Annotated in this window: 18 protein-coding genes; 13 read left to right on the top strand and 5 right to left on the bottom strand. The window is 68.1% G+C overall.

From position 1 onward, the window contains the following. Window positions 1-323 precede the first annotated feature (323 nt). From E6K76_08425 to E6K76_08405, 5 genes are all read left to right on the top strand, one after another. Window positions 324-1781 (top strand): sigma-54-dependent Fis family transcriptional regulator, encoded by a 1458-nt coding sequence (locus E6K76_08425; protein TMQ58278.1) that lies wholly within the window; start codon window positions 324-326, stop codon window positions 1779-1781. A 124-nt stretch (window positions 1782-1905) separates the two neighbouring features. Beyond that, complete coding sequence (locus E6K76_08420; GenBank protein ID TMQ58277.1) at window positions 1906-2505, top strand: sigma-70 family RNA polymerase sigma factor; 600 nt, start codon at window positions 1906-1908, stop codon at window positions 2503-2505. Then, complete coding sequence (locus E6K76_08415; GenBank protein ID TMQ58276.1) at window positions 2505-2777, top strand: hypothetical protein; 273 nt, start codon at window positions 2505-2507, stop codon at window positions 2775-2777. The genes E6K76_08420 and E6K76_08415 overlap by 1 nt, the downstream gene beginning before the upstream one ends. 2 nt (window positions 2778-2779) lie before the next feature. Further along, window positions 2780-3811 carry a glycosyltransferase family 9 protein gene (locus E6K76_08410; protein ID TMQ58275.1) on the top strand — a complete coding sequence of 344 codons (1032 nt, stop codon included), beginning with the start codon at window positions 2780-2782 and terminating at the stop codon, window positions 3809-3811. Further along, window positions 3664-5736: a hypothetical protein gene (locus tag E6K76_08405; protein ID TMQ58274.1), complete on the top strand. Its 2073-nt coding sequence runs from the start codon at window positions 3664-3666 to the stop codon at window positions 5734-5736. Before E6K76_08410 ends, E6K76_08405 begins: the two co-directional genes overlap by 148 nt. On the opposite strand, the gene E6K76_08400 is transcribed toward E6K76_08405, so the two are convergent. The 5 genes from E6K76_08400 to hpt are packed head-to-tail and all read right to left on the bottom strand — an operon-like array spanning window position 5723 to window position 9516. Continuing rightward, window positions 5723-6499, bottom strand: coding sequence for a CPBP family intramembrane metalloprotease (locus E6K76_08400; GenBank protein ID TMQ58273.1), 777 nt, complete (start codon window positions 6497-6499; stop codon window positions 5723-5725). The genes E6K76_08405 and E6K76_08400 overlap by 14 nt on opposite strands. 3 nt (window positions 6500-6502) lie before the next feature. Continuing rightward, window positions 6503-7606: a purine-nucleoside phosphorylase gene (locus E6K76_08395; protein ID TMQ58272.1), complete on the bottom strand. Its 1104-nt coding sequence runs from the start codon at window positions 7604-7606 to the stop codon at window positions 6503-6505. Beyond that, window positions 7381-8268, bottom strand: coding sequence for a hypothetical protein (locus E6K76_08390; protein TMQ58271.1), 888 nt, complete (start codon window positions 8266-8268; stop codon window positions 7381-7383). Before E6K76_08390 ends, E6K76_08395 begins: the two co-directional genes overlap by 226 nt. A 50-nt stretch (window positions 8269-8318) precedes the next feature. Continuing rightward, window positions 8319-8960 (bottom strand): uridine kinase, encoded by a 642-nt coding sequence (locus E6K76_08385; protein TMQ58270.1) that lies wholly within the window; start codon window positions 8958-8960, stop codon window positions 8319-8321. Between the two features lies 1 nt (window position 8961). Next, window positions 8962-9516, bottom strand: a complete 555-nt coding sequence (hpt, locus tag E6K76_08380; GenBank protein TMQ58269.1) for a hypoxanthine phosphoribosyltransferase — start codon at window positions 9514-9516, stop codon at window positions 8962-8964. A gap of 141 nt (window positions 9517-9657) precedes the next feature. On the opposite strand from hpt, the gene E6K76_08375 reads away from it, so the two are divergent. The 8 genes from E6K76_08375 to tolB all read left to right on the top strand — a co-directional run bounded on the left by E6K76_08375 (window position 9658) and on the right by tolB (window position 17875). Continuing rightward, window positions 9658-10041: a hypothetical protein gene (locus E6K76_08375; protein TMQ58268.1), complete on the top strand. Its 384-nt coding sequence runs from the start codon at window positions 9658-9660 to the stop codon at window positions 10039-10041. 191 nt (window positions 10042-10232) lie between these two features. After that, the gene (locus tag E6K76_08370) at window positions 10233-11060 is read left to right on the top strand and encodes a hypothetical protein (protein TMQ58267.1); all 828 of its coding nucleotides are present in this window, start codon (window positions 10233-10235) and stop codon (window positions 11058-11060) included. A 92-nt stretch (window positions 11061-11152) separates the two neighbouring features. Beyond that, on the top strand, window positions 11153-12442 hold the full coding sequence (locus tag E6K76_08365) for a homoserine dehydrogenase (protein ID TMQ58266.1): 1290 nt from the start codon (window positions 11153-11155) through the stop codon (window positions 12440-12442). Beyond that, complete coding sequence (locus E6K76_08360; protein TMQ58265.1) at window positions 12439-13554, top strand: threonine synthase; 1116 nt, start codon at window positions 12439-12441, stop codon at window positions 13552-13554. Before E6K76_08365 ends, E6K76_08360 begins: the two co-directional genes overlap by 4 nt. Next, entirely contained in the window at window positions 13440-14531 is a 1092-nt protein-coding gene (thrB, locus tag E6K76_08355; GenBank protein ID TMQ58264.1) for a homoserine kinase, read from the top strand. The genes E6K76_08360 and thrB overlap by 115 nt, the downstream gene beginning before the upstream one ends. A 19-nt stretch (window positions 14532-14550) precedes the next feature. Next, window positions 14551-15768, top strand: a complete 1218-nt coding sequence (locus tag E6K76_08350; protein ID TMQ58263.1) for an aspartate kinase — start codon at window positions 14551-14553, stop codon at window positions 15766-15768. A gap of 18 nt (window positions 15769-15786) precedes the next feature. Then, complete coding sequence (locus E6K76_08345; GenBank protein ID TMQ58262.1) at window positions 15787-16533, top strand: TonB family protein; 747 nt, start codon at window positions 15787-15789, stop codon at window positions 16531-16533. Further along, entirely contained in the window at window positions 16511-17875 is a 1365-nt protein-coding gene (gene tolB, locus E6K76_08340) for a Tol-Pal system beta propeller repeat protein TolB (protein TMQ58261.1), read from the top strand. Before E6K76_08345 ends, tolB begins: the two co-directional genes overlap by 23 nt. Window positions 17876-17950: the final 75 nt, after the last annotated feature.

The raw sequence follows: 17950 nt of genomic DNA, 5'->3' as shown, positions 1-17950 counted from the left end.
CCAGAAGTAGCCGATGCTCGAGGCCGCTTCCTTCCGAATGTCGTAGCCCGACATCGGCGCCAAGCTCAGCATGCCGAGAATCGCGTATGGGGTGGAGCGGACCCGGGCCGACATATCTTAATGATATATATCTTCAAGATATATATCCACCCAATTCTCGCGGCCGCCGCTCCGGCCCCCGCGGCCGCCACTCCGCCCCCTTTGGCCCCCCACTCCTCACTTCCCGCTAACCATCTTCCCCCGACCCGCCGATAACCATCTTGGTGGGGGTCGAAGTGCTCCAACTCAAGGCCCCGTAAAGAGCTCGGGGGAGCCCTAAGCATATGAATCTGAACGTCGCCGTCATCATGCCGCCGGGAAGCGAACGCGATTCCCTGGTCGAGCACATCACCGGCAGGGAATGCACCGTCCGGGTCGCGGACCATGTGCTCCAGCATCTCGCCCGCGGGGGGACAGATTCCTGCGAGATCGCGCTCGTGGACTTTGGACCGACCGCGGCCGGCCTCCCGGCCGCGATCACCCAAGCCCTGGAACAAAAGCGGGCGGCGATCCGCCAGCTCAAAGAACACTGGCCCAAGCTCCAGCTCGTGGTGCTCGCGGATCGGGACAGCCAGCAGGCGACCGAGACGCTCGAGCTCGGCGTCCGGAACATCTTCCTCAAGCCGGTCAACCTCACCCAGCTCGACAGCCTCCTCAGCGCGGCGGGCCGCTCCGTCGCCCAGCAGGTGCGGCAACAGCGCGAGCACGCCCGCATCGAGCAGGAATTCCGATTCGACCGCATCGTCGGACAAAGCCTCGCGATCCAGGAGTCGATCGATCTCGCCCGCCGCGTTGCCGAATCGAGCGCCACGTCGGTTCTCATCCTGGGTGAATCCGGAGTGGGAAAAGAGCTTTTCGCGCGGGCGATTCATGGCGAGAGCCCCCGGAAGCAGGGGCCATTCATGGACGTGAACTGCGCCGCAATCCCGCGCGAGCTTCTTGAATCGGAGCTGTTCGGCCACGAGAAGGGCGCATTCACCGACGCGACACAGATCCGTGTGGGCCTTTTCGAGGCCGCCGAGGGGGGATCCGTCTTCCTCGACGAGATCGGGGAGCTGCCCCTCACCCTTCAGGCGAAGCTCCTCAAGTTCCTGGACTCGAAGATCGTGAGAAGGGTGGGAGGCACGCGGGACATTCCGGTAGACGTCCGGATATTGGCCGCCACGAACCGGGAGCTGATCGCCGAGGTGAAACAGGGGCGCTTCCGGGAGGATCTCTACTATCGCTTGAACGTTGTGCCCATCGAGATTCCTCCCCTGCGCGTGCGGGAAGGGGACCCGGTGCTCCTAGCGCGGCTTTTCGTGGAGCGTGTGGCTCGGAAGCTGGGACGCTCGGCACGGCTCTCGGCCGAGGCCGAGCGCGAAATTTCGGCGTACGCTTGGCCGGGCAACGTGCGGGAGCTTTCGAACGTGATCGAGCGCGCCGTTCTTCTCGCGCGCACGGATGAAATCGGGCCGGCGGAGTTGGCCGTGCCCCATACCGGAGGGGGGACGTCGCCGGACGATCTCTCCGGCTTCAATATCTCGATCCCACCGCAGGGCGTGTCGCTCCCGGCGGTCGAGCGAGCGGTGATCCAGGCCGCGCTCGACCGTGCGGACGGCAATGTGGTGGAGGCGGCGCGGCTCCTCAAGATCGGCCGGGGGAGCCTGCGGTCGAAAATGCGGCGCCACGGAATCGAACGTCCGCGCGAGCGGCGCGCCGCGGGCGCCTCGGCCGAGGTGGATCGCCTAAGCGTCGTCTGAAGTTAGCGATCGTGTAGCCTGCACTGCTTGACACCGCAGCGTCGCCCCCATAGCCTTATCTAGAAGCACTTTTGCCCGAACCGGCTCCCAACACGTAGAATCCAATAGAAGGCGAGGAACGAGATTGCCCGCTCCTACTGATGAGGAACTCGTCCGCAGATCCAAAGAGGACGACGAGAGGGCCTTTGGGGAGCTGATTTCCCGCTATGAATCGAAGGTCTACAGTTTGGCGCTGAAGATGGTACGCAATCCCGAGGACGCGGAGGATGTCCTACAAGATACGTTCCTTCGCGCGTACCGTGGCATCAAATCGTTCCAGGGCGCGTCGACCTTCTCTACGTGGATTTACCGCATCACAGCGAACTCCGCGTTGATGCGGTTGCGGAAGAAGCAGCTTCCCACGGTGTCCATCGAAGACGCGGACGAGCGCGAGACTCCGGTCAACATCGCGGACTGGACTCCCGGACCCGCGGAGCAGCTTCTCAACCGGGAGCTCCAGCAGGTGATGGATGACGCGATCGAGGCGCTCCCTCCAGAATTTCGCCAGGTGTTCGTTCTGCGCGACATTGAGGAGCTGTCCAATGCGGAGGTGGCGGACATTCTGGATCTCTCCGTGGCGGCCGTGAAATCGCGGCTCCACCGGGCGCGTCTCAAGGTGAGAAACCGGCTGGCCGGTTATTTCAGCGAAAACGCCAAACCGAAACGTGTCATGGGAGCCCACTGATGCTGACGTGCAAGGAGGTCCTCGACTCGATATCGGACTACCTGGATGCGGACATGAAAGCGGACCTGATTACGGAAATGCGAAAACACATCGGTTCCTGCTCCGACTGCCGCGCCGAATTCGACACCCTCACCATGACGATCAAGCTCTACAAGCACGAAAACGACGGAAGGCCGCAGATCATGCCCGTCGGGTGCCATGACCGTCTCGTGAAGGTGATCGAGCTTGAAAAGTTGAGGTTGAAGGGCGGCGAGCCGCCCAAGATGGTTTGAGCATGCCCTCCGCGGCCGAGCCGACCCCTTCGGCCTCGACCCGGATCCATCTCTTCCGCCCCCAGAATCAGCTCGGTGATCTGCTGCTGAACGTCCCCGCGATTCGCTCGATCCGGGAACGGTTTCGCGACGCACACATCGTCTTGATCGTCGGCCGGCAGAACGCCGATGCCGTCTTGGGCCAGCCCTGGGCCGATGAGATCCGCGTGGTCGACACGCGAAATTTTTTTGGCGTCGCGCGGGCCGGGCTGCGCGGATGGCCGGGTCCCCGGCCTGACCTTGCGGTCTACTTCACCACGGTTTCTTATTCCCGCAGCGCGGCGATGCTCGTGCGCTGGTCGGGGGCTGGCGACCGCGTGGGCTTCGATCCCGCGTGGTATCGCGAGCGCGACCGCGCGGGCCTGACGCGTGCCGTGCCGTACCCCGGCGGCGGGGCGCGGGCTGCGGGCGGCGCGGGCGGCGCACCCCCCCCTCACCAATCCGAGGTGAGCCTCGCGCTCGCCCACGCCGTCGGCGCGGGCGTGCGTCCCGACCCTCCCTACTACATCCCCGATCCTACCCTCCTCGCTCGCGCGCCCGAGGCCGCCGTCTATCTCCATCCCGGCGCGGGAAAGCACCACAACCGTTGGCCAGCCGCGCGATTCGCCGCGGTGGCGCGCGAGCTGGTGGGCCGCGGGCATTCGGTCTGGTGGGTCGAAGGGCCCCAGGACCGAGGCACGGTGGAAGCGGTGACGTCGGCGCTCCGGATGACCCTTCCCGTCGTGCGGAGCGAATCCATCCCGATGCTGGCGGCGCGGTTCGCGCGCGCGGCGCTTTATGTTGGAAACGACACCGGGCCTGTCCATCTCGCGGGCGCTACAGGCTGTCCCTCGGTCGGGATTTACGGATGGACCGACCCCGACGAATGGCGGCCTGTCGGGCGCTGCGTGCGCAGCGTGCGGGCCGCGGATGGAACGCTCGAATCGCTGGAGCCGCGCGATGTCCTGGATGCCGCGCTGGCATTGCTCGAGGAGGATCGATGCGCGGTGGGGTGAGCCAGGCGGTGGCTGCTGTGGCGGCGGGCGGGGTCTTCCTGGTCTGGGCTCTCACGCCCGCCGCAAGAGCGCAGGCTCCCCCGGCCCGCGCGCGGGGCGCGTGGATCGAGCAACGCACGGCCGACCGCGACACGACAGGCCTTGCCCGGGCGCTCCTTCACGACCGCTCCCTCGCCGCCCGCGCGGCCGCCGCGCGCGCGCTGGGGCTCATTCAGGAGCGCGCGAGCGTCTCCGCGCTGATCGAGGCGCTCCACGACGGGTCCGCGACCGTGCGGCGACAGGCCGCGTTCTCGTTGGGGCTCATGGGAGATTCAACCGCCGCACCCGCCCTCGCGCTCCGCTGGGAGCGTGAACCCGATCTGGGCGCGCGCAAGGCGATGGTCGCCGCGCTCGGCATGATCGGGGCTCACGGGAGCGTCCCGACGATATCGCGCGCGCTGAGCGCGAGACTCGAGCCGGAGCGTTGGACCGCCGCTCTCGCGGCCGCGCGCATCCGCGACCACACGCTCACCTCGCCGCTCTCGGCCCGCGCCGGGGACGCCCATCCCGAGATGCGATGGCGCGTGGCCTACGCGCTGGGCCGGATCGGCGATCGAGCCGGGGCGGCCGAGCTGCGTACGCTCCTTCGCGACAAGGTTGAGATCGTGCGCATGACCGCCGCCCGCGCCCTCGGGGACGTGGCGGACTCATCCGCGGCGGGCCTTCTGGCACCGCTCCTACGCGACAGCGCGTGGCGTGTGCGCGTGGACGCGGCGCACGCGCTCGGCGTCCTGGGCGCGAGGAGTCAAGCCGGCGCGGTCCGGGGCCTCCTCGCGGATCCGATCGCGCAGGTCCGCTGGGAGGCCGCGCTCACGCTCGGCGCGCTCGGAGATTCCGCCTCCGTCCCCTCGCTCACCCGCGCGCTCTCCGATTCCGCGACCGGTGTCGTTCAAGGCGCCGCGATCGCCCTTCTCAAGATCCAAGGCGAGCCCGCGATCCCCACGATCGCCCAGAATCTCGATCTGCTTCCCGGCTTCATGCGCGCCGGATTGATGGAGGCGCTCGGAAAGGTTCCCGGGCCCATGGCGCTCCAGACGCTCCTCGCCCGCTCGCGCGACTCGACCGACGCGCCTCAAGCCGCGGGCGCGGCGGCGGGCCTCGCGCAGAGAAAGGCCGATTCGGCGCAGGACCTTCCCGCGCTGCGGGCGCTCCTCACCGCGCGCGACTTCACCGTGGTCAGCTCCTCGGCGGATGCGCTCGGCCAGCTCGGCGACAGCGCGTCCGTTCCGGCGATCGCCTCGCTCCTGACCCGCATCGGCACGACCGAAGACGCGGATGTTCGCGCGTCGGCCGCCTCGGCGCTCGCCGCGATCAAGACGAGGGACGCTCTGGCAGCGCTCGCCCGGATGCGCCGCGATCCGGAGCGCCGGATCCGGGAGACCGTGTGCCTGGCGCTCGGGCTCCCGCCCGATTCGATCGGCCTCGTGAAGAACCCGCTCCTCCTTGCGGCGAGTGCCAGCCCGGCTCCGCGCACGGCGCTCCTTCACACGGAGCGGGGCCTCATCACGATCGCGTTCGACCGCGCCCGCGCGCCCGGGACCGTCGAGAACTTCGTGAAGCTGGCGCGGGCGAAATTCTTCGACGGAATGGCGTTTCACCGCGTGGTCCCGAACTTCGTCGTCCAGGATGGCTGCCCGAGGGGGGACGGGTGGGGCGGACCGGGCTACATGATTCCGTGCGAGTACAACGACCGCCCATATGAAGCCGGAACCGTGGGGATGGCGCTCTCGGGAAAGGACACCGGCGGGAGTCAATGGTTCATCACCCTCTCGCCGCAGCCGCGGCTCGAAGCCCGCTACACCGCGTTCGGGAAGGTCACGCAGGGGATGGAGGTTGTGGAGCGGCTCATGCCCGGGGACCGGATCACGAAGGTCACGTTGCGGTAGGCGGCGGGGTCGGGTCGACGGGCCCCGGCGCCCCTCCCGGACCGCCCGACATCGCCCCGAGCCTCCTCACGAGACCGCCCGCCAGAACCCCGTTCACGAGGTCGATCGCGGCGTGGAGCACCTGCCCCGGCACGAGGCTCTTGGCGGCCACGAACATCCCCCCGAAGAAGAGCCCCAGGACCCCCGTCGCCAGAATCCCCTGTCTCCCCTGATACGCGTGGCCGAGCCCGAATAGAAACGCCGCGACGATGAGGCCGGTCCAGATCGAGCCGAACGCCGCTCCCAGGAAGCTCACGAGCCACCCCCGGTAGAGAATCTCCTCGCAGATCCCCGCCGTCAGCGCGACGAATGTGAACGCGGCGACCTCCGCGGGTCCAACCGGCACGAACTTGCGCGCGCGCCCGACCGCGCGCTTGAGCTCTTCAGGCGGGGCGCCGCGGATCTGCCGGACGTTCAGGGCGGTGATCGCGCCGAGCCCCAGAAGACCGAGCAAGGTCGCGAGGAGCGTGAGCCTGGGATTCGCGATTCGCTGTCCCAGATCGCCGAGCGTGAGCCCGTGGTGGCCGAGGACGGCCAAGGTCAGCGCGACGAGGGCCCACTCCATGACGACGATCGTGGCGTAGAGGCGGAGCTTGGCCTGGGTCGGGATCGGGTCGGGCCCCGACTTCAATCGCCCGTAGGCGAGAAGCCCGTGGAAGGGGACGACCCCTGCGAGCACCAGGCAGAGGAGCCAGGCATCCCACGCGTGGAGGAGTGGCCCCACCCGCTACGCCAGCGAGAGGATGAGCCGCTCGATGACGGAGCGGAGCGCGGGCGCCGCGGCGGCGACGCCGGCCGTGACGTCCTCGTGCTTCAATCGAACGGGGCTTTTTCCGGCCGCCCAGTTGGTGACGCACGAGATGCACGCGACCGGCAACGCGATCTCGTTCGCGGCGGCGACCTCGGCCGCCGTGGACATGCAGACGGCGTCCGCGCCCATCCGCTCGAGCATCGCGATCTCGGCGGGCGTTTCGTAGGAGGGCCCGAGGGTCACGCCCAAGATCCCGCGCTCGGCGCGCACGCCCGCGTTCACCGCGGCGCGCGCCGCCTTGGCGAGGAGATCCCGCGAGTAGACCGGGCGCGACGTGAGCCCGCGCTGGTTCGGCGGGGCGGTCGGGCCCGGGCCCGGCTTGGCCCGCGCTCCGCCTGTGGCCCCAGGAGCCGCGCGCCCGGCAACGCGGCCGGGCGCCCGCCATTGGAGATTGACGTGATCTTCGACCAGCATCAGGGTTCCGGGCGTCATCCGAGACGCGATGCCTCCCGCCGCATTGGTCAGCACGAGAGATCGTGCGCCGAGCGTGGCGAAGAGCCTCACCGCGCGGGTGACCTCCTCGGCGGTGTACCCCTCGTAGAGGTGCGCCCGCCCTTGCGCGACCACGACCGCGCGTCCCGACCAGCGCCCGAAGAGAAGACGGCTCGAGTGCCCCGCGACGGTGGAGCGCGGAAGGCCGGGGATCTCCTCCGTCGAGAGCGTTGCCTCCCAGGCGACCCCCTCGGCCAGGATGCCGAGGCCGCTCCCGAGCACGAGCGCCACCTTCGGCACGAGGGTGGTGCGGCGGCGGATGACCTGGAGCGCCTCCTCGGGATCGAGGGCCGGGGCCCGCGTCACAAGACGTCCGGATCCAGACGCGATTGCGGTGACGCCGATGCCCGGAGCGCGCGGCGGGAGAAGAGGATCACGTACACGAGCGCCAGCACGAACGGCGCGGCATCCAGAGCGATCCCACCCGGCGCCCCGGCCGGAGCATAAGGGCGAAGCGTGCGCAAGAGGGCGGGCCCCGCCGCCATCAGGATCCCCGGCACGAATCCCCACCGTCCGGCGAGCACGCACGCGAGCGCGATCAACCCCAACCCGAACGGGGGGGAGGCGGGATGCGCGCGGAGCAGGATTGCGGCGGCGGGCACAGCCCAGAGCGCGCCGAGCGCGGCTCCCGACAGGCGCACCCACACGACCCGTCCGGGTCCTCGCCGCGCGAGGGCGGGCGTCTCGGAATACGCGCGCAGCCTGAGACCGTACGGCGTCTTCAGTAACATGAATGCCGCGAGTGCGAGCACGAGGGGGGAGGCGAGAAGCCAGGGGTTGGCGATCAAATCCTCGGCGTAGGTGCCCGCGAAGGGCGTGCCGCCGATCAGCCCCGGGGGAGGTGCCTCCGTCATGAGGCGTAGCGGGCCCGCGCGGGAGAGAAGCCCCAGGGCGCAGGCCGGTACGAGGCTCAGGCAGAGGCTTCCGACGATGGGATCGGCGCGAAAGGAGAGGAGGAGCGCGCCGGCGACCAGGGCGAAGGCTGCAGCCCCCCCGGCCGCCGCCGCGGCCGCGATGTCGTATCTTCCGCTCCACTCGTATCCCAAGCAGAGCCCGAGCATCGCCGCCAGCACGCAGCCCTCGATCCCGACCCCGCTCAGCGCGCCGCGCTCCCAGTAGATCGCCCCCGCGACCAAGAGCGCGAGGGCGGCCCACTCGAGGGGAAAGTTGACCAGGGGAATCCAGCTCATCACGGTCTAGGTCTCGGCGCCGACGGGCGGCGCGGGATCACCGCTCGTCGTCATGCCGTCTCGGCGAGGAGGGAGCGGATCTTGGTCTTGATGAGGTCGATCGCGACGAAGTTGTAGCCCCCCTCGGGGATCACGAGGTCGGCGTAGCGCTTCGAGGGCTCGACGAACTGCAGGTGCATCGGGCGCACGCTGGATTCGTATTGGCGGATCACCTGATCCAGCGTGCGGCCGCGCTCGGTGAGATCGCGCTTCAGGCGGCGGATGAATCGAATGTCGGGGTCGGCATCGACGTAGATCTTGATGTCCATCAAGTGGCGGAGCCCGGGATCCTCGAGCACCAGCAGGCCGTCGAGCATGATGATGCGGCGTCCCTGGATCCGGAGCGGCTGGCTCACGCGCGTGTGGGTGCGCATGTCGTAGACCGGCATGTCCGCCTCGCCTCCCGCGAGAAGCTTCTCCAAGTGGGTGCGCAAGAGATCGCGATCGAAAGCGTCAGGGTGGTCGAAGTTCCGATTCTCGCGTTCCCCGAGCGGAATGTGGTGGAGGTCTTTGTAATAGGAGTCCTGCTCCAGGAGCAGGACCGATTCGCTTCCCAGGTCCTGGGCGATTGATTGCGCGACGAGGGTCTTGCCGGCGCCGGTTCCGCCCGCGATTCCGATCAGGATTCCCCGGCGCTGGGAATGCGAAACCATGCTACGCCGCTCCCAGGGAGCGGACGGCCGGCCGGGGCGTAAGCTCCTCGGGGGAGAGCGCGGCGATGTAGGGAAGGTGCCGGAAACGCTCCGCGAAATCGAGGCCGTAGCCCACCACGAAGCGATCCGGGATCTCAAATCCAATGTAGTCGATAGGCACCGGGCACTCGCGACGCGGTCTCTTGTCGAGGAGCGCCACGGTCTTGAGGGAGGCCGGGTTCCGCGCGAGAAACGTCCGGCGCAGGAATTCCAGCGTGTAGCCGGTGTCCACGATGTCCTCGACGATGATCACGTCGCGGCCCGCGATGTCGCGCCCGATGTCCTTCACGAGCCGTGGCGTCCCCGAGGACAAGGACGAATGCTCGTAGCTGGAGATGCTGATGAAGTCGATCTCGTGGGGAATCGGAAGGCTTTTCATGAGGTCGGCCATGAAGATGACGCACCCGCGGAGCACCCCGATCAAAAGCGGGGCGCCCTCTGGGTGGTCGCGCGCGATCTGCTTTCCGATCTCGCGGACCCGGCTCTGGATAGCGTCGCTGCCGATCAGGACTTCCATGGAAACCCGGGCCTCCCAAGTGGAATGGGACGCAGACTAGCATCGGGTTTGAGGCCTGTCAAATCGGGCGCAAGTTCATCTCCCATTTGCCGATACTTGCCCCAGCGCTTCATCCCCCGCGATCGGATTCGAGGAGGAGCGATGGCGAAGTTCGAGGGATCGGACCGGCGCGGCCTTCAGCGCCGGCGCAGGGATCGGCGCGCCGCGGCGCGAGCCGAGCAACGCCTCTTCTGGCTCCTCTGGCTGGTCGGAGCCCTCAACTTCATCGACGCGGCCCAGACCGTCTACTTGCTGAATGCACGATTCATGGTGGAGGCCAACCGGATCATGGCCTTCCTGCTCGAGCACTCCCCATACATCTTCTGGCTCTACAAGACCTTGGTTCCCACGCTCGGGTGCGTCTTCCTCTGGCGCTATCGTAAAAAGGTGAAATGGATCCATGGTGCTGTGGTTACATTATTTGCGGTGTATTTCACCGTCGTGATGCGAAGTTTCCTCTACATGCTGCTTCCGCAACATCTGTGATCCACCGGCTTGGAATTGGGCGGCCCGGATTCCGAAACGTGAGGCGCCCCAACTCGCTAGCGGCAAACTGATTGTATGGTTTGGAGGGTTCCCTTCGGGACGGCCCAAATACGCGGCCTCGATGGCATGGATCGTGCAAAACGCACAAGTGGACCCGCGCCGTGGGGCACAGGGGTACGGAGAGCGAAACGGTGAGCAACAAATCCTACATCAAGTTGGCTACGGACCTGGCGGCGATCGCGAATCCTCCCCGGGAGGATGTCGGCTACTTTTTTATCAATAACTTCCTCCTTTCGCGGATCGATTCGGAGATGCCCTCCGACCTCAAGGAATATGACGAGGACGTGAACGTCTATACCGCATCGCTCCTCGCGGGCGTCGTGACGGGGCAGCACGACCTGTTGCAATCGAACTTCATCTCGACACGCGATGCGGACGTCTTCGCGCGCGTGCAGGAGACGAAGGATCAGAGGCTGCGCTATCGCGTGTACAAGGCGAACGCGGATTTCCTCTACGTCTCGCTCGGCATTTTCGGCGAGTCGTCGCTGGTCGGAGACGTGCCGGAACCACAGGAGGACGCTCAGAGCCGCCTCACCGGACGCGGGAAATCCTACTATCAATTCGCCTCGGCCTACGCGGAGCGGCTCTTCGGGCGCGGCGCCGCCATCGCCGAGGTGATGGACAAGCTCTCGCGGAACTTCGAGGCCTACACCAAGGTCATGGTGTGGATGAGCGGTGAGTACCTGCATCTCATGAGCGAGCTCAGCTCGGGGGAGATGTATCACATCGAGCACGACACCCAGGAGCACTTCGAAAAATCGCACAGGACAGGCTCCTGGGACGAGCTTCTGGACAGCTACGTGGAGTGGCGGAAGACGCACAGCAAGGACGCGCGTCGCAGGCTCGCCCGCGCCGCCCGCGAAGTGAAGCGGGTCGATCCTTCCTTCTCGCTCAAGGCATTCCGCGAGCGCTGGTCCATCTCGCGCCGCGACGACGAGCTGCGCCGGCTCTCGGCGTAACGCGGCTCCGGGCCGGCCGCGCGGTCTCCCTCTCGACGGGAGCGCCCGCGCGGTTTGACAGCCCCACACCCCTTCGGTAGCCTCCGAGGTCTATGCCCCCCTCCGTGGTTCGCATCGGCCTTTTGGGATGCGGGGTCGTTGGCCAAGGCTTCCTCACGCTCCTTCATCAGCGCGAACGTCTGGTCCGGGACTCCGTGGGCGCGACCCTTCGCGTCACCCGCGTCGCCGTGCGCGATCCGGGGAAGCGGCGTGAATGCGACCTCTCCGGGGCTCACGTCGGGACCGACCCGCTCGCCGTCGCAAATGCGGAAGACGTGGATCTCCTGATCGAGCTGGTCGGCGGGGAAGCGATGCTCGGGCCGGTGCGCGCGGCGCTCAAGCGCGGCATCCCGGTGGTCACGGCGAACAAGCACCTCCTCGCGCTCCACGGGGAGGAGCTGGAGCGGCTCGCGGCCGATTCGAAGGCGACGATCCGTTACGAGGCGTCGGCGGGCGGCGGCATTCCGGTGCTCCAGGCGCTCGAGCACGGGCTCCGCACCGAGCACTTCCGGCTCCTGGTCGCGATCCTGAACGGGACGACGAACTTCATCCTATCCACGATGGAGCGCGACGGGCGCGACTTCGCGGAAGCCCTCGCCGCGGCGCAGACGCTCGGCTTCGCCGAAGCCGACCCCACCCTCGACCTTTCCGGCGCGGACACCGCGCAGAAGCTCGCGATCCTCGTGCGCCGCGCGTTTCGGATGGACGTCGCGCACGGCTCGATCCCGACCGAAGGCATCATCGGGATGGAGCTGGAGGATCTTCGCCAGGCGGATCGCTTCGGCTACACGGTGAAGCTTCTCGGGATCGCGCTCCGAGACTCCGAAGGGCTCGATCTCCGCGTGCACCCCGCCTTCATCCCCAAGCGGTATCTCCTCGCCGACGTGCGCGATGAGTTCAACGGGATCTACCTGCAGGGTGAGGCCACCGGGTCGATGCTTTTCTATGGAAAGGGCGCGGGCGCTCTCCCGACCGCGCAGGCGGTGCTTGGAGACGTCTTGGTCGCCGCGCGCGAGTTCGTGGCCGGGGTGAGGTTCCTCGCGGGCGCGGCGAAGCCCGAGCCTGGGGAGCGGGTCCCGCTCGATGCCGTCCGAACGAAGTACTACCTCCGCCTGATCGTGGAGGATCGACCCGGCGTGCTGGCCCAGGTGGCCGCGTGCCTCGGAGGATCGAACGTCAGCGTGGCGCAGATGTTTCAGGCGGAGGGATTCCGGGGCGAGGCTTCGATCACGATGCTCACGCACGAGGCGGGGGATCGCGACGTGCGCGAGGCGGTGAGGGGGATCGCAAACCTTCCGTCCATGCGGAAGACCCCCCGCGCCGTGCGGATTTTCGACCTATGAGCGCAGGACGGGGGGGGACCCGGGAACCGGCGGCGCCGTGGCGCGGGGTCGTGCGGGAATTCCGCGGCATTCTGCCGGAGATCCCCGAGGACGCGGTGATCACGCTCCTCGAAGGGGGGACGCCGCTCGTCCCCGCGCCGGGGCTTTCGCGCCGGGCCGGCGCGGACGTCGATCTTCACGTGAAGATCGAGGGGCAGAATCCGACGGGCTCCTTCAAGGACCGCGGAATGACGGTCGCGGTCTCGCGCGCGAAGGCGCGGGGCGCCCGCGCGGTGCTCTGCGCCTCGACCGGCAACACCTCCGCGTCGGCGGCGGCGTACGCCGCGCGCGGCGGGCTTCGCTGCGTGGTCGTGATCCCGGAGGGGCAGATCGCGCTGGGGAAGCTGGCGCAGGCAATGATCTACGGGGCGCGCGTGCTCGCGATCCGCGGGAATTTCGACCGCGCGCTGGAGCTGGTGCGCGCCATGTCCGAGGAGGGCAGCGTGGTGGTGGTCAACTCCATCAACCCGGACCGCATCCAGGGACAGAAAACCGTGGCCTACGAGGTGGTGCAGGCGCTCGGAGGCCGCGTGCCCGACGCCCACGCCCTTCCGGTCGGAAACGCGGGGAACATCACCGCCACCTGGAGGGGGTACGAGGAGCAGGCGGCCGCGTCGGGGGCGTCCGGCGGCCCGGCCTCGGCCGGGGAGCGGCCCAAGATGCTCGGATTTCAGGCTGAGGGCGCGGCCCCGATCGTGCGCGGCGCCCGGGTGGAGGCGCCTGAGACGATCGCGACCGCGATCAAGATCGGAAACCCCGCCTCGTGGAAGGGCGCGCTGGACGCGCGCGACCGCTCGGGGGGCCTTATCGAGATGGTGACCGACGACGAGATCCTGGGCGCGTACAGGGCCCTCGCCGAGGTGGAGGGGATCTTCGTCGAGCCCGCCTCGGCCGCGAGCGTCGCGGGGGTCCTGAAGCTGGGCGCGCAGGGACGGCTCCGGGGGCTCCGCACGATCGTGTGCACCGTCACCGGGCATGGGCTCAAGGATCCGGAGCGGGCGGTCTCGGTTTCGAGGGCGGTCGAGAAAGTCGAGGACGACCCCGGCGTGCTTCGGAGGATCATCCTCGAGTGATCCCGACGCTCGCGACGCAGGAGGGCGATCGTCCGCGCAAGAAGAAGCGCGCGCCGGCCCGGCCGACGCGCTGGAGCGCCGTGGCGCCGGCCTCGACCTCGAACCTAGGGCCCGGGTTCGACTGCCTTGGCTTGGCGCTCAGGCTCCCCATGAGGGTCTCGGCCGCGAGGATCCCCTCCGGGTTCTCGATCCGCCGCCTGGGAGAAGGCAGCGATCTCGCGATCGATCCGCAGCACGACAAGGTGCTCGGCGCGTTCCGGCACCTCTTTCGGATCGCGCGGGAGCCGGTCCCGACGGTCGCCCTCACGATCCGCTCCGAGATCCCGCTCGCGCGCGGCCTGGGCTCGAGCGCCGCGGCGATCGTCGCCGGGTTGACCCTGGCGAATCACTGGCTGGGCGGGCCCTACGCGCGCGACGAGATTTTCCGCGAGGCGATCCGCCTCGAGGGGCACCCCGACAACGTGGCCCCGGCGATTTTCGGCGGGCTCACGCTCTCCATGCCCCGTCTCGACGGGAGCGTGGAGGCGCTCCACCTTCGCGTCCCCCGCGACCTCGCGCTCACGCTCGTCATCCCCGCGCTCCATGTGAGCACCGAGAAGGCCCGCGCGCTCCTTCCCTCCTCGTTGCCGCTGCCCTTCGCCGCGGGCAACACGGCCCGCGCGATGGCCCTGACGCACGCCCTCTCGACCCGCCGCTTCGAACTCTTGGCCGAAGCGCTCCGGGACGTGTACCATGTGCCCTACCGCGCGCGGCTGATTCCCGGGTTTGATCGAGTGGTGGAGGCGGGGTGCCGCGCCGGGGCATACGGCGTCACGATCAGCGGAAGCGGTCCGACCCTCCTGGCGTTTCACGCGCCGCGGCTCGGTGCGCGCATCGGCCGGGCGATGGTTCGCGCCTTCGCCCGCCACCGCGTGAAGGCGCGCGCGGCTCCGGGGCGCATCGCGACGAAGGGCGCCGTTGCTCGGACCCATCTCTAGGGGCGAATCTCCGAAATTCATGCCGCTGCTGGTTCAAAAGTACGGTGGGACCTCCGTCGGGTCGCCGGAGCGGATCCACCACGTTGCGGAGCGCATCGTGCGGACGCGCCGCGGAGGCGCGGAATTGGTCGTGGTCGTATCCGCGATGGGGGATGCCACCGACGATCTGATCGATCTCTCGCGCAAGGTCTCGGCCCGCTCCCATCCCCGCGAGATGGACATGCTCCTGACCGCGGGGGAGCGGATCTCGATGGCGCTCGTGTCCATGGCTGTGAACGACCGCGGCCAGGAGGCGGTCTCGTTCACCGGCTCCCAGAGCGGCATCGTGACCGACACGTCCCACACGCGCGCGAAAATTCTCGAGGTCCGGGCGGACCGGATTCGCGAGGAGCTGAAACGCGGCAGGGTGGTGATCGTGGCGGGGTTCCAGGGTGTGAGCAAGGACCGCGAGGTCACCACCCTCGGGCGAGGTGGGTCGGATACGACCGCGGTCGCGCTCGCCGCGGCCCTCCAAGCCTCGGAATGCGAGATCTATACCGACGTGGACGGGGTATATACGGCAGACCCGCGGGTCGTTCCCGGGGCGCGCAAGATCGCCCGGCTCTCCTATGACGAGATGCTGGAGCTGGCCTCCCTTGGCGCCAAGGTGCTGCACAACCGCTCGGTCGAGATCGCGCGCCGGTTCGACGTGCCGCTTCACGTCCGGTCGAGCTTCAACTGGAACGAAGGATCCCGAGTCGTGAGGGGGGATTCGATGGAACACGTTGTGATCCGTGGCATCGCGCACGATGCCGATGTGGCGAAGATCGTTTTGGTCGGCGTTCCCGACCGGCCCGGCATCGCGTCCGAAATCTTCCAGGCGGTCGGCGGCCAGGGCGTCAACGTCCGGATGATCGTGCAGGCCAGCGGATCGGACGGACGAAACGACGTGACCTTCACCGTGGGCTCCCATGATGTGAACGCCGTGCGTCCCGTGCTCGAAGAGGTCCGGAAGAAGATCGGCGCTCGCTCCTTCCTCTACGACCCCGACGTGGCGATGCTGTCGGTCGTGGGCGAAGGGCTCGCGACCTCCCCGGGCACCGCGGGGCGGGTCTTCGCCGCGCTCGCCGCGGCCGGCGTGAACATCGACGTGATCAGCACCTCGTCGATCACGATCACCTGTGTGGTCCGCCAGGCCGATGCCGAGCGGGCGGTCCGGTCGCTGCACGAAGCACTCGAGCTGGAGCAGGAGCCATAACGCGAGGATGCCCTATCGATGCGGTTCCGTGATCGGCCGTCGGTCCTCAGGCGGGGCGCCGCGCCGCCGGGCGGGAGAGCCTGCTTTTGGTTTCTCGCGTTCGGCTGCGGGATTCACCTCGCGCTCCTGAGCCTCCTCTGGATCAAGATCGCTCCCGGGAAGGAGTACGCGATCGCGGGCACGACCGGGCCCCAATCCCGGTCGCGCTTGATCCGCATCACCCCGCTCCGGAGCTTCCCGGCGCCCGAGGCGTCCGCCGAGGAGGCGCCCAAGGCGCGCCCCAAGCCCGCCCTCATGAAGCGCTACCAGCCCGGGGCGCAGGTCGTGATCAAGCAGGAGCGCATACCCCCGAAGAAGGGACCCAAGGAGGAGCCAAAACCCTCGCCGCGCGAGGTCACGCCCTCGCCGGCGGTGGATCTCGTGCCGCGGTGGTACTCCCCCGATTCCTCGCGCGCCACCAGCGTCCAGACCGAGGGGGACTTTCGCTTCGCCTACTACCTCGCCGCCCTCCGGAACAAGATCGGCTCGCGCTGGGTACCGCCTCAAGGCATGGACGCCGGGCGGCCGGTCCGCACCGTCGTCTATTTTCGGATCGGGCGTGACGGCCAGGTCTCGCTCACCCAAATCGAAAATTCGTCCGGATACGCCTTCTTCGACCAAACGGCTCTGCGCGCGCTCCTGAGCGCGACACCGCTCCCGCCCCTGCCGGCGGGGTACATGGACCAATACCTAGGAGTCCACTTTGGATTCGAATTCGCCCAGTAGGCCGCGCGGGGCCCCGACCCGAACCGCCGCGCTCCGCCCGCGAGCCGTTCTTGTTCTGGGTGTCGCGGCGTTTCTGCTCACGGGAACCCTGCTCTCGGCCCGACTCCTGCGCGCCCAGACCCAGGTGAGAATCGGCGTCCAGGCGAGGGGCACGATGAAATCGCCTCTTCTCCTCGCCCGATTCCGCGGCTACGGCCCCGTGGGCCAGGCGCCCAACCAGGGACGCGCGGTCGCGAGGAATGACTTCGAGCTCTCTGGGGTCTTCACGGTCGCCGACGTCGAACCGATGGAGGGCAAGCCCGCCGCCGATCCCTCCCTGGCCGGAACGGTCCGGGTCGAGGGCGGTGTGGACGTCGGAGGCGGAGGCGGGTTCCTCCAGTTCCACGGGCAGGCGATCGACGTGGGCACCGGCGACGTGGCCCTGGATCGGACCTACCCGTTCACGGAGGGGACCCTCCGCCAGACGATGCACGTATTCGCGGACGACGTGCTCGAGGCGCTGACCGGAGAGCGTGGGATCGCCGAAACGAAGATCGCGTACGTGAAACAGGATGGACGCGTGAAGGAAATCTGGGTGATGGACTATGACGGCGAGAATCGCCGGCAGGTGACGCACGACAACAGCCTGGCGCTCTCCCCCGTGTGGGCGCCGTGGGGGAGCGAGCTCGCGTTCACCACGTTCCGCCGCGGCAACCCGGATCTCTACCTGTTCGATTTGACCAAGGGCGCGTCCTACCCGTTCTCGACGCGCCCCGGCCTCAACACCGCTCCGAGCTATTCCCCGGACGGGAAGTGGATCGCCTGCACGCTCTCGCGGGACGGCAACGCGGAAATCTATCTCATCAGCCGCGATGCGCAGACCGCGAAGCGTCTCACGCGAAACGCCGTGATCGACACCTCCCCCTCCTTCAGCCCCACGGGACGCGAGATCGTCTTCACCTCCAACCGCACCGGCTCGCCGCAAGTCTTCGTGATGGACGTGGACGGATTGAACCAAAGGCTCGTCACGATCGAGGGGAGCTACAACGACTCGCCCCAATGGTCCCCCAAGGGGGACAAGATCTGCTACGCCGCGCGCCACGACGGCATCTTCGACGTCATCGTCATGGACGCGAACGGCGCGAATCCGATCCAGGTCACCTCGAACGCCGGGCATAACGAAAACCCGCACTGGTCCCCCGACGGCCGAAAGATCGTTTTCAGCTCAAGCCGGGAGGGAAAACGGCAGATATTCATGATGAACGCCGACGGGAGCGACATCCTGCGGCTTACGAACGAGGGGGAAAGCTTCAATCCTTCCTGGGGTCCGAGGCCGAAAGCCCGGATCGCGACCCGGAGCTAGGGTGTCGGGGAGGCCGGGGCGTCCGCCCGGGGCGGTTCGGGTTGACGCTCCCCGGGGGGCTGTGCTAGGTTCGAA

It is taken from the genome of Candidatus Eisenbacteria bacterium (assembly GCA_005893275.1).
GTDB lineage: Bacteria > Eisenbacteria > RBG-16-71-46 > SZUA-252 > SZUA-252 > WS-7.
Note: the sequence above shows the minus strand (reverse complement) of the source record. Positions and strands in the feature narration are given on the sequence as shown.

What these genes read in the sequence shown, in the direction of transcription:
- E6K76_08350 (TMQ58263.1), top strand. Translation starts at nt 14,551, where the DNA reads ATGCCGCTGCTGGTTCAAAAGTACGGTGGGACCTCCGTCGGGTCGCCG.
- E6K76_08360 (TMQ58265.1), top strand. Translation starts at nt 12,439, where the DNA reads ATGAGCGCAGGACGGGGGGGGACCCGGGAACCGGCGGCGCCGTGGCGC.
- E6K76_08425 (TMQ58278.1), top strand. Translation starts at nt 324, where the DNA reads ATGAATCTGAACGTCGCCGTCATCATGCCGCCGGGAAGCGAACGCGAT.
- E6K76_08375 (TMQ58268.1), top strand. Translation starts at nt 9,658, where the DNA reads ATGGCGAAGTTCGAGGGATCGGACCGGCGCGGCCTTCAGCGCCGGCGC.
- E6K76_08365 (TMQ58266.1), top strand. Translation starts at nt 11,153, where the DNA reads ATGCCCCCCTCCGTGGTTCGCATCGGCCTTTTGGGATGCGGGGTCGTT.
- E6K76_08410 (TMQ58275.1), top strand. Translation starts at nt 2,780, where the DNA reads ATGCCCTCCGCGGCCGAGCCGACCCCTTCGGCCTCGACCCGGATCCAT.
- E6K76_08345 (TMQ58262.1), top strand. Translation starts at nt 15,787, where the DNA reads ATGCGGTTCCGTGATCGGCCGTCGGTCCTCAGGCGGGGCGCCGCGCCG.
- E6K76_08390 (TMQ58271.1), bottom strand. Translation starts at nt 8,268, where the DNA reads ATGAGCTGGATTCCCCTGGTCAACTTTCCCCTCGAGTGGGCCGCCCTC.
- hpt (TMQ58269.1), bottom strand. Translation starts at nt 9,516, where the DNA reads ATGGAAGTCCTGATCGGCAGCGACGCTATCCAGAGCCGGGTCCGCGAG.
- E6K76_08415 (TMQ58276.1), top strand. Translation starts at nt 2,505, where the DNA reads ATGCTGACGTGCAAGGAGGTCCTCGACTCGATATCGGACTACCTGGAT.
- E6K76_08405 (TMQ58274.1), top strand. Translation starts at nt 3,664, where the DNA reads ATGGACCGACCCCGACGAATGGCGGCCTGTCGGGCGCTGCGTGCGCAG.
- E6K76_08385 (TMQ58270.1), bottom strand. Translation starts at nt 8,960, where the DNA reads ATGGTTTCGCATTCCCAGCGCCGGGGAATCCTGATCGGAATCGCGGGC.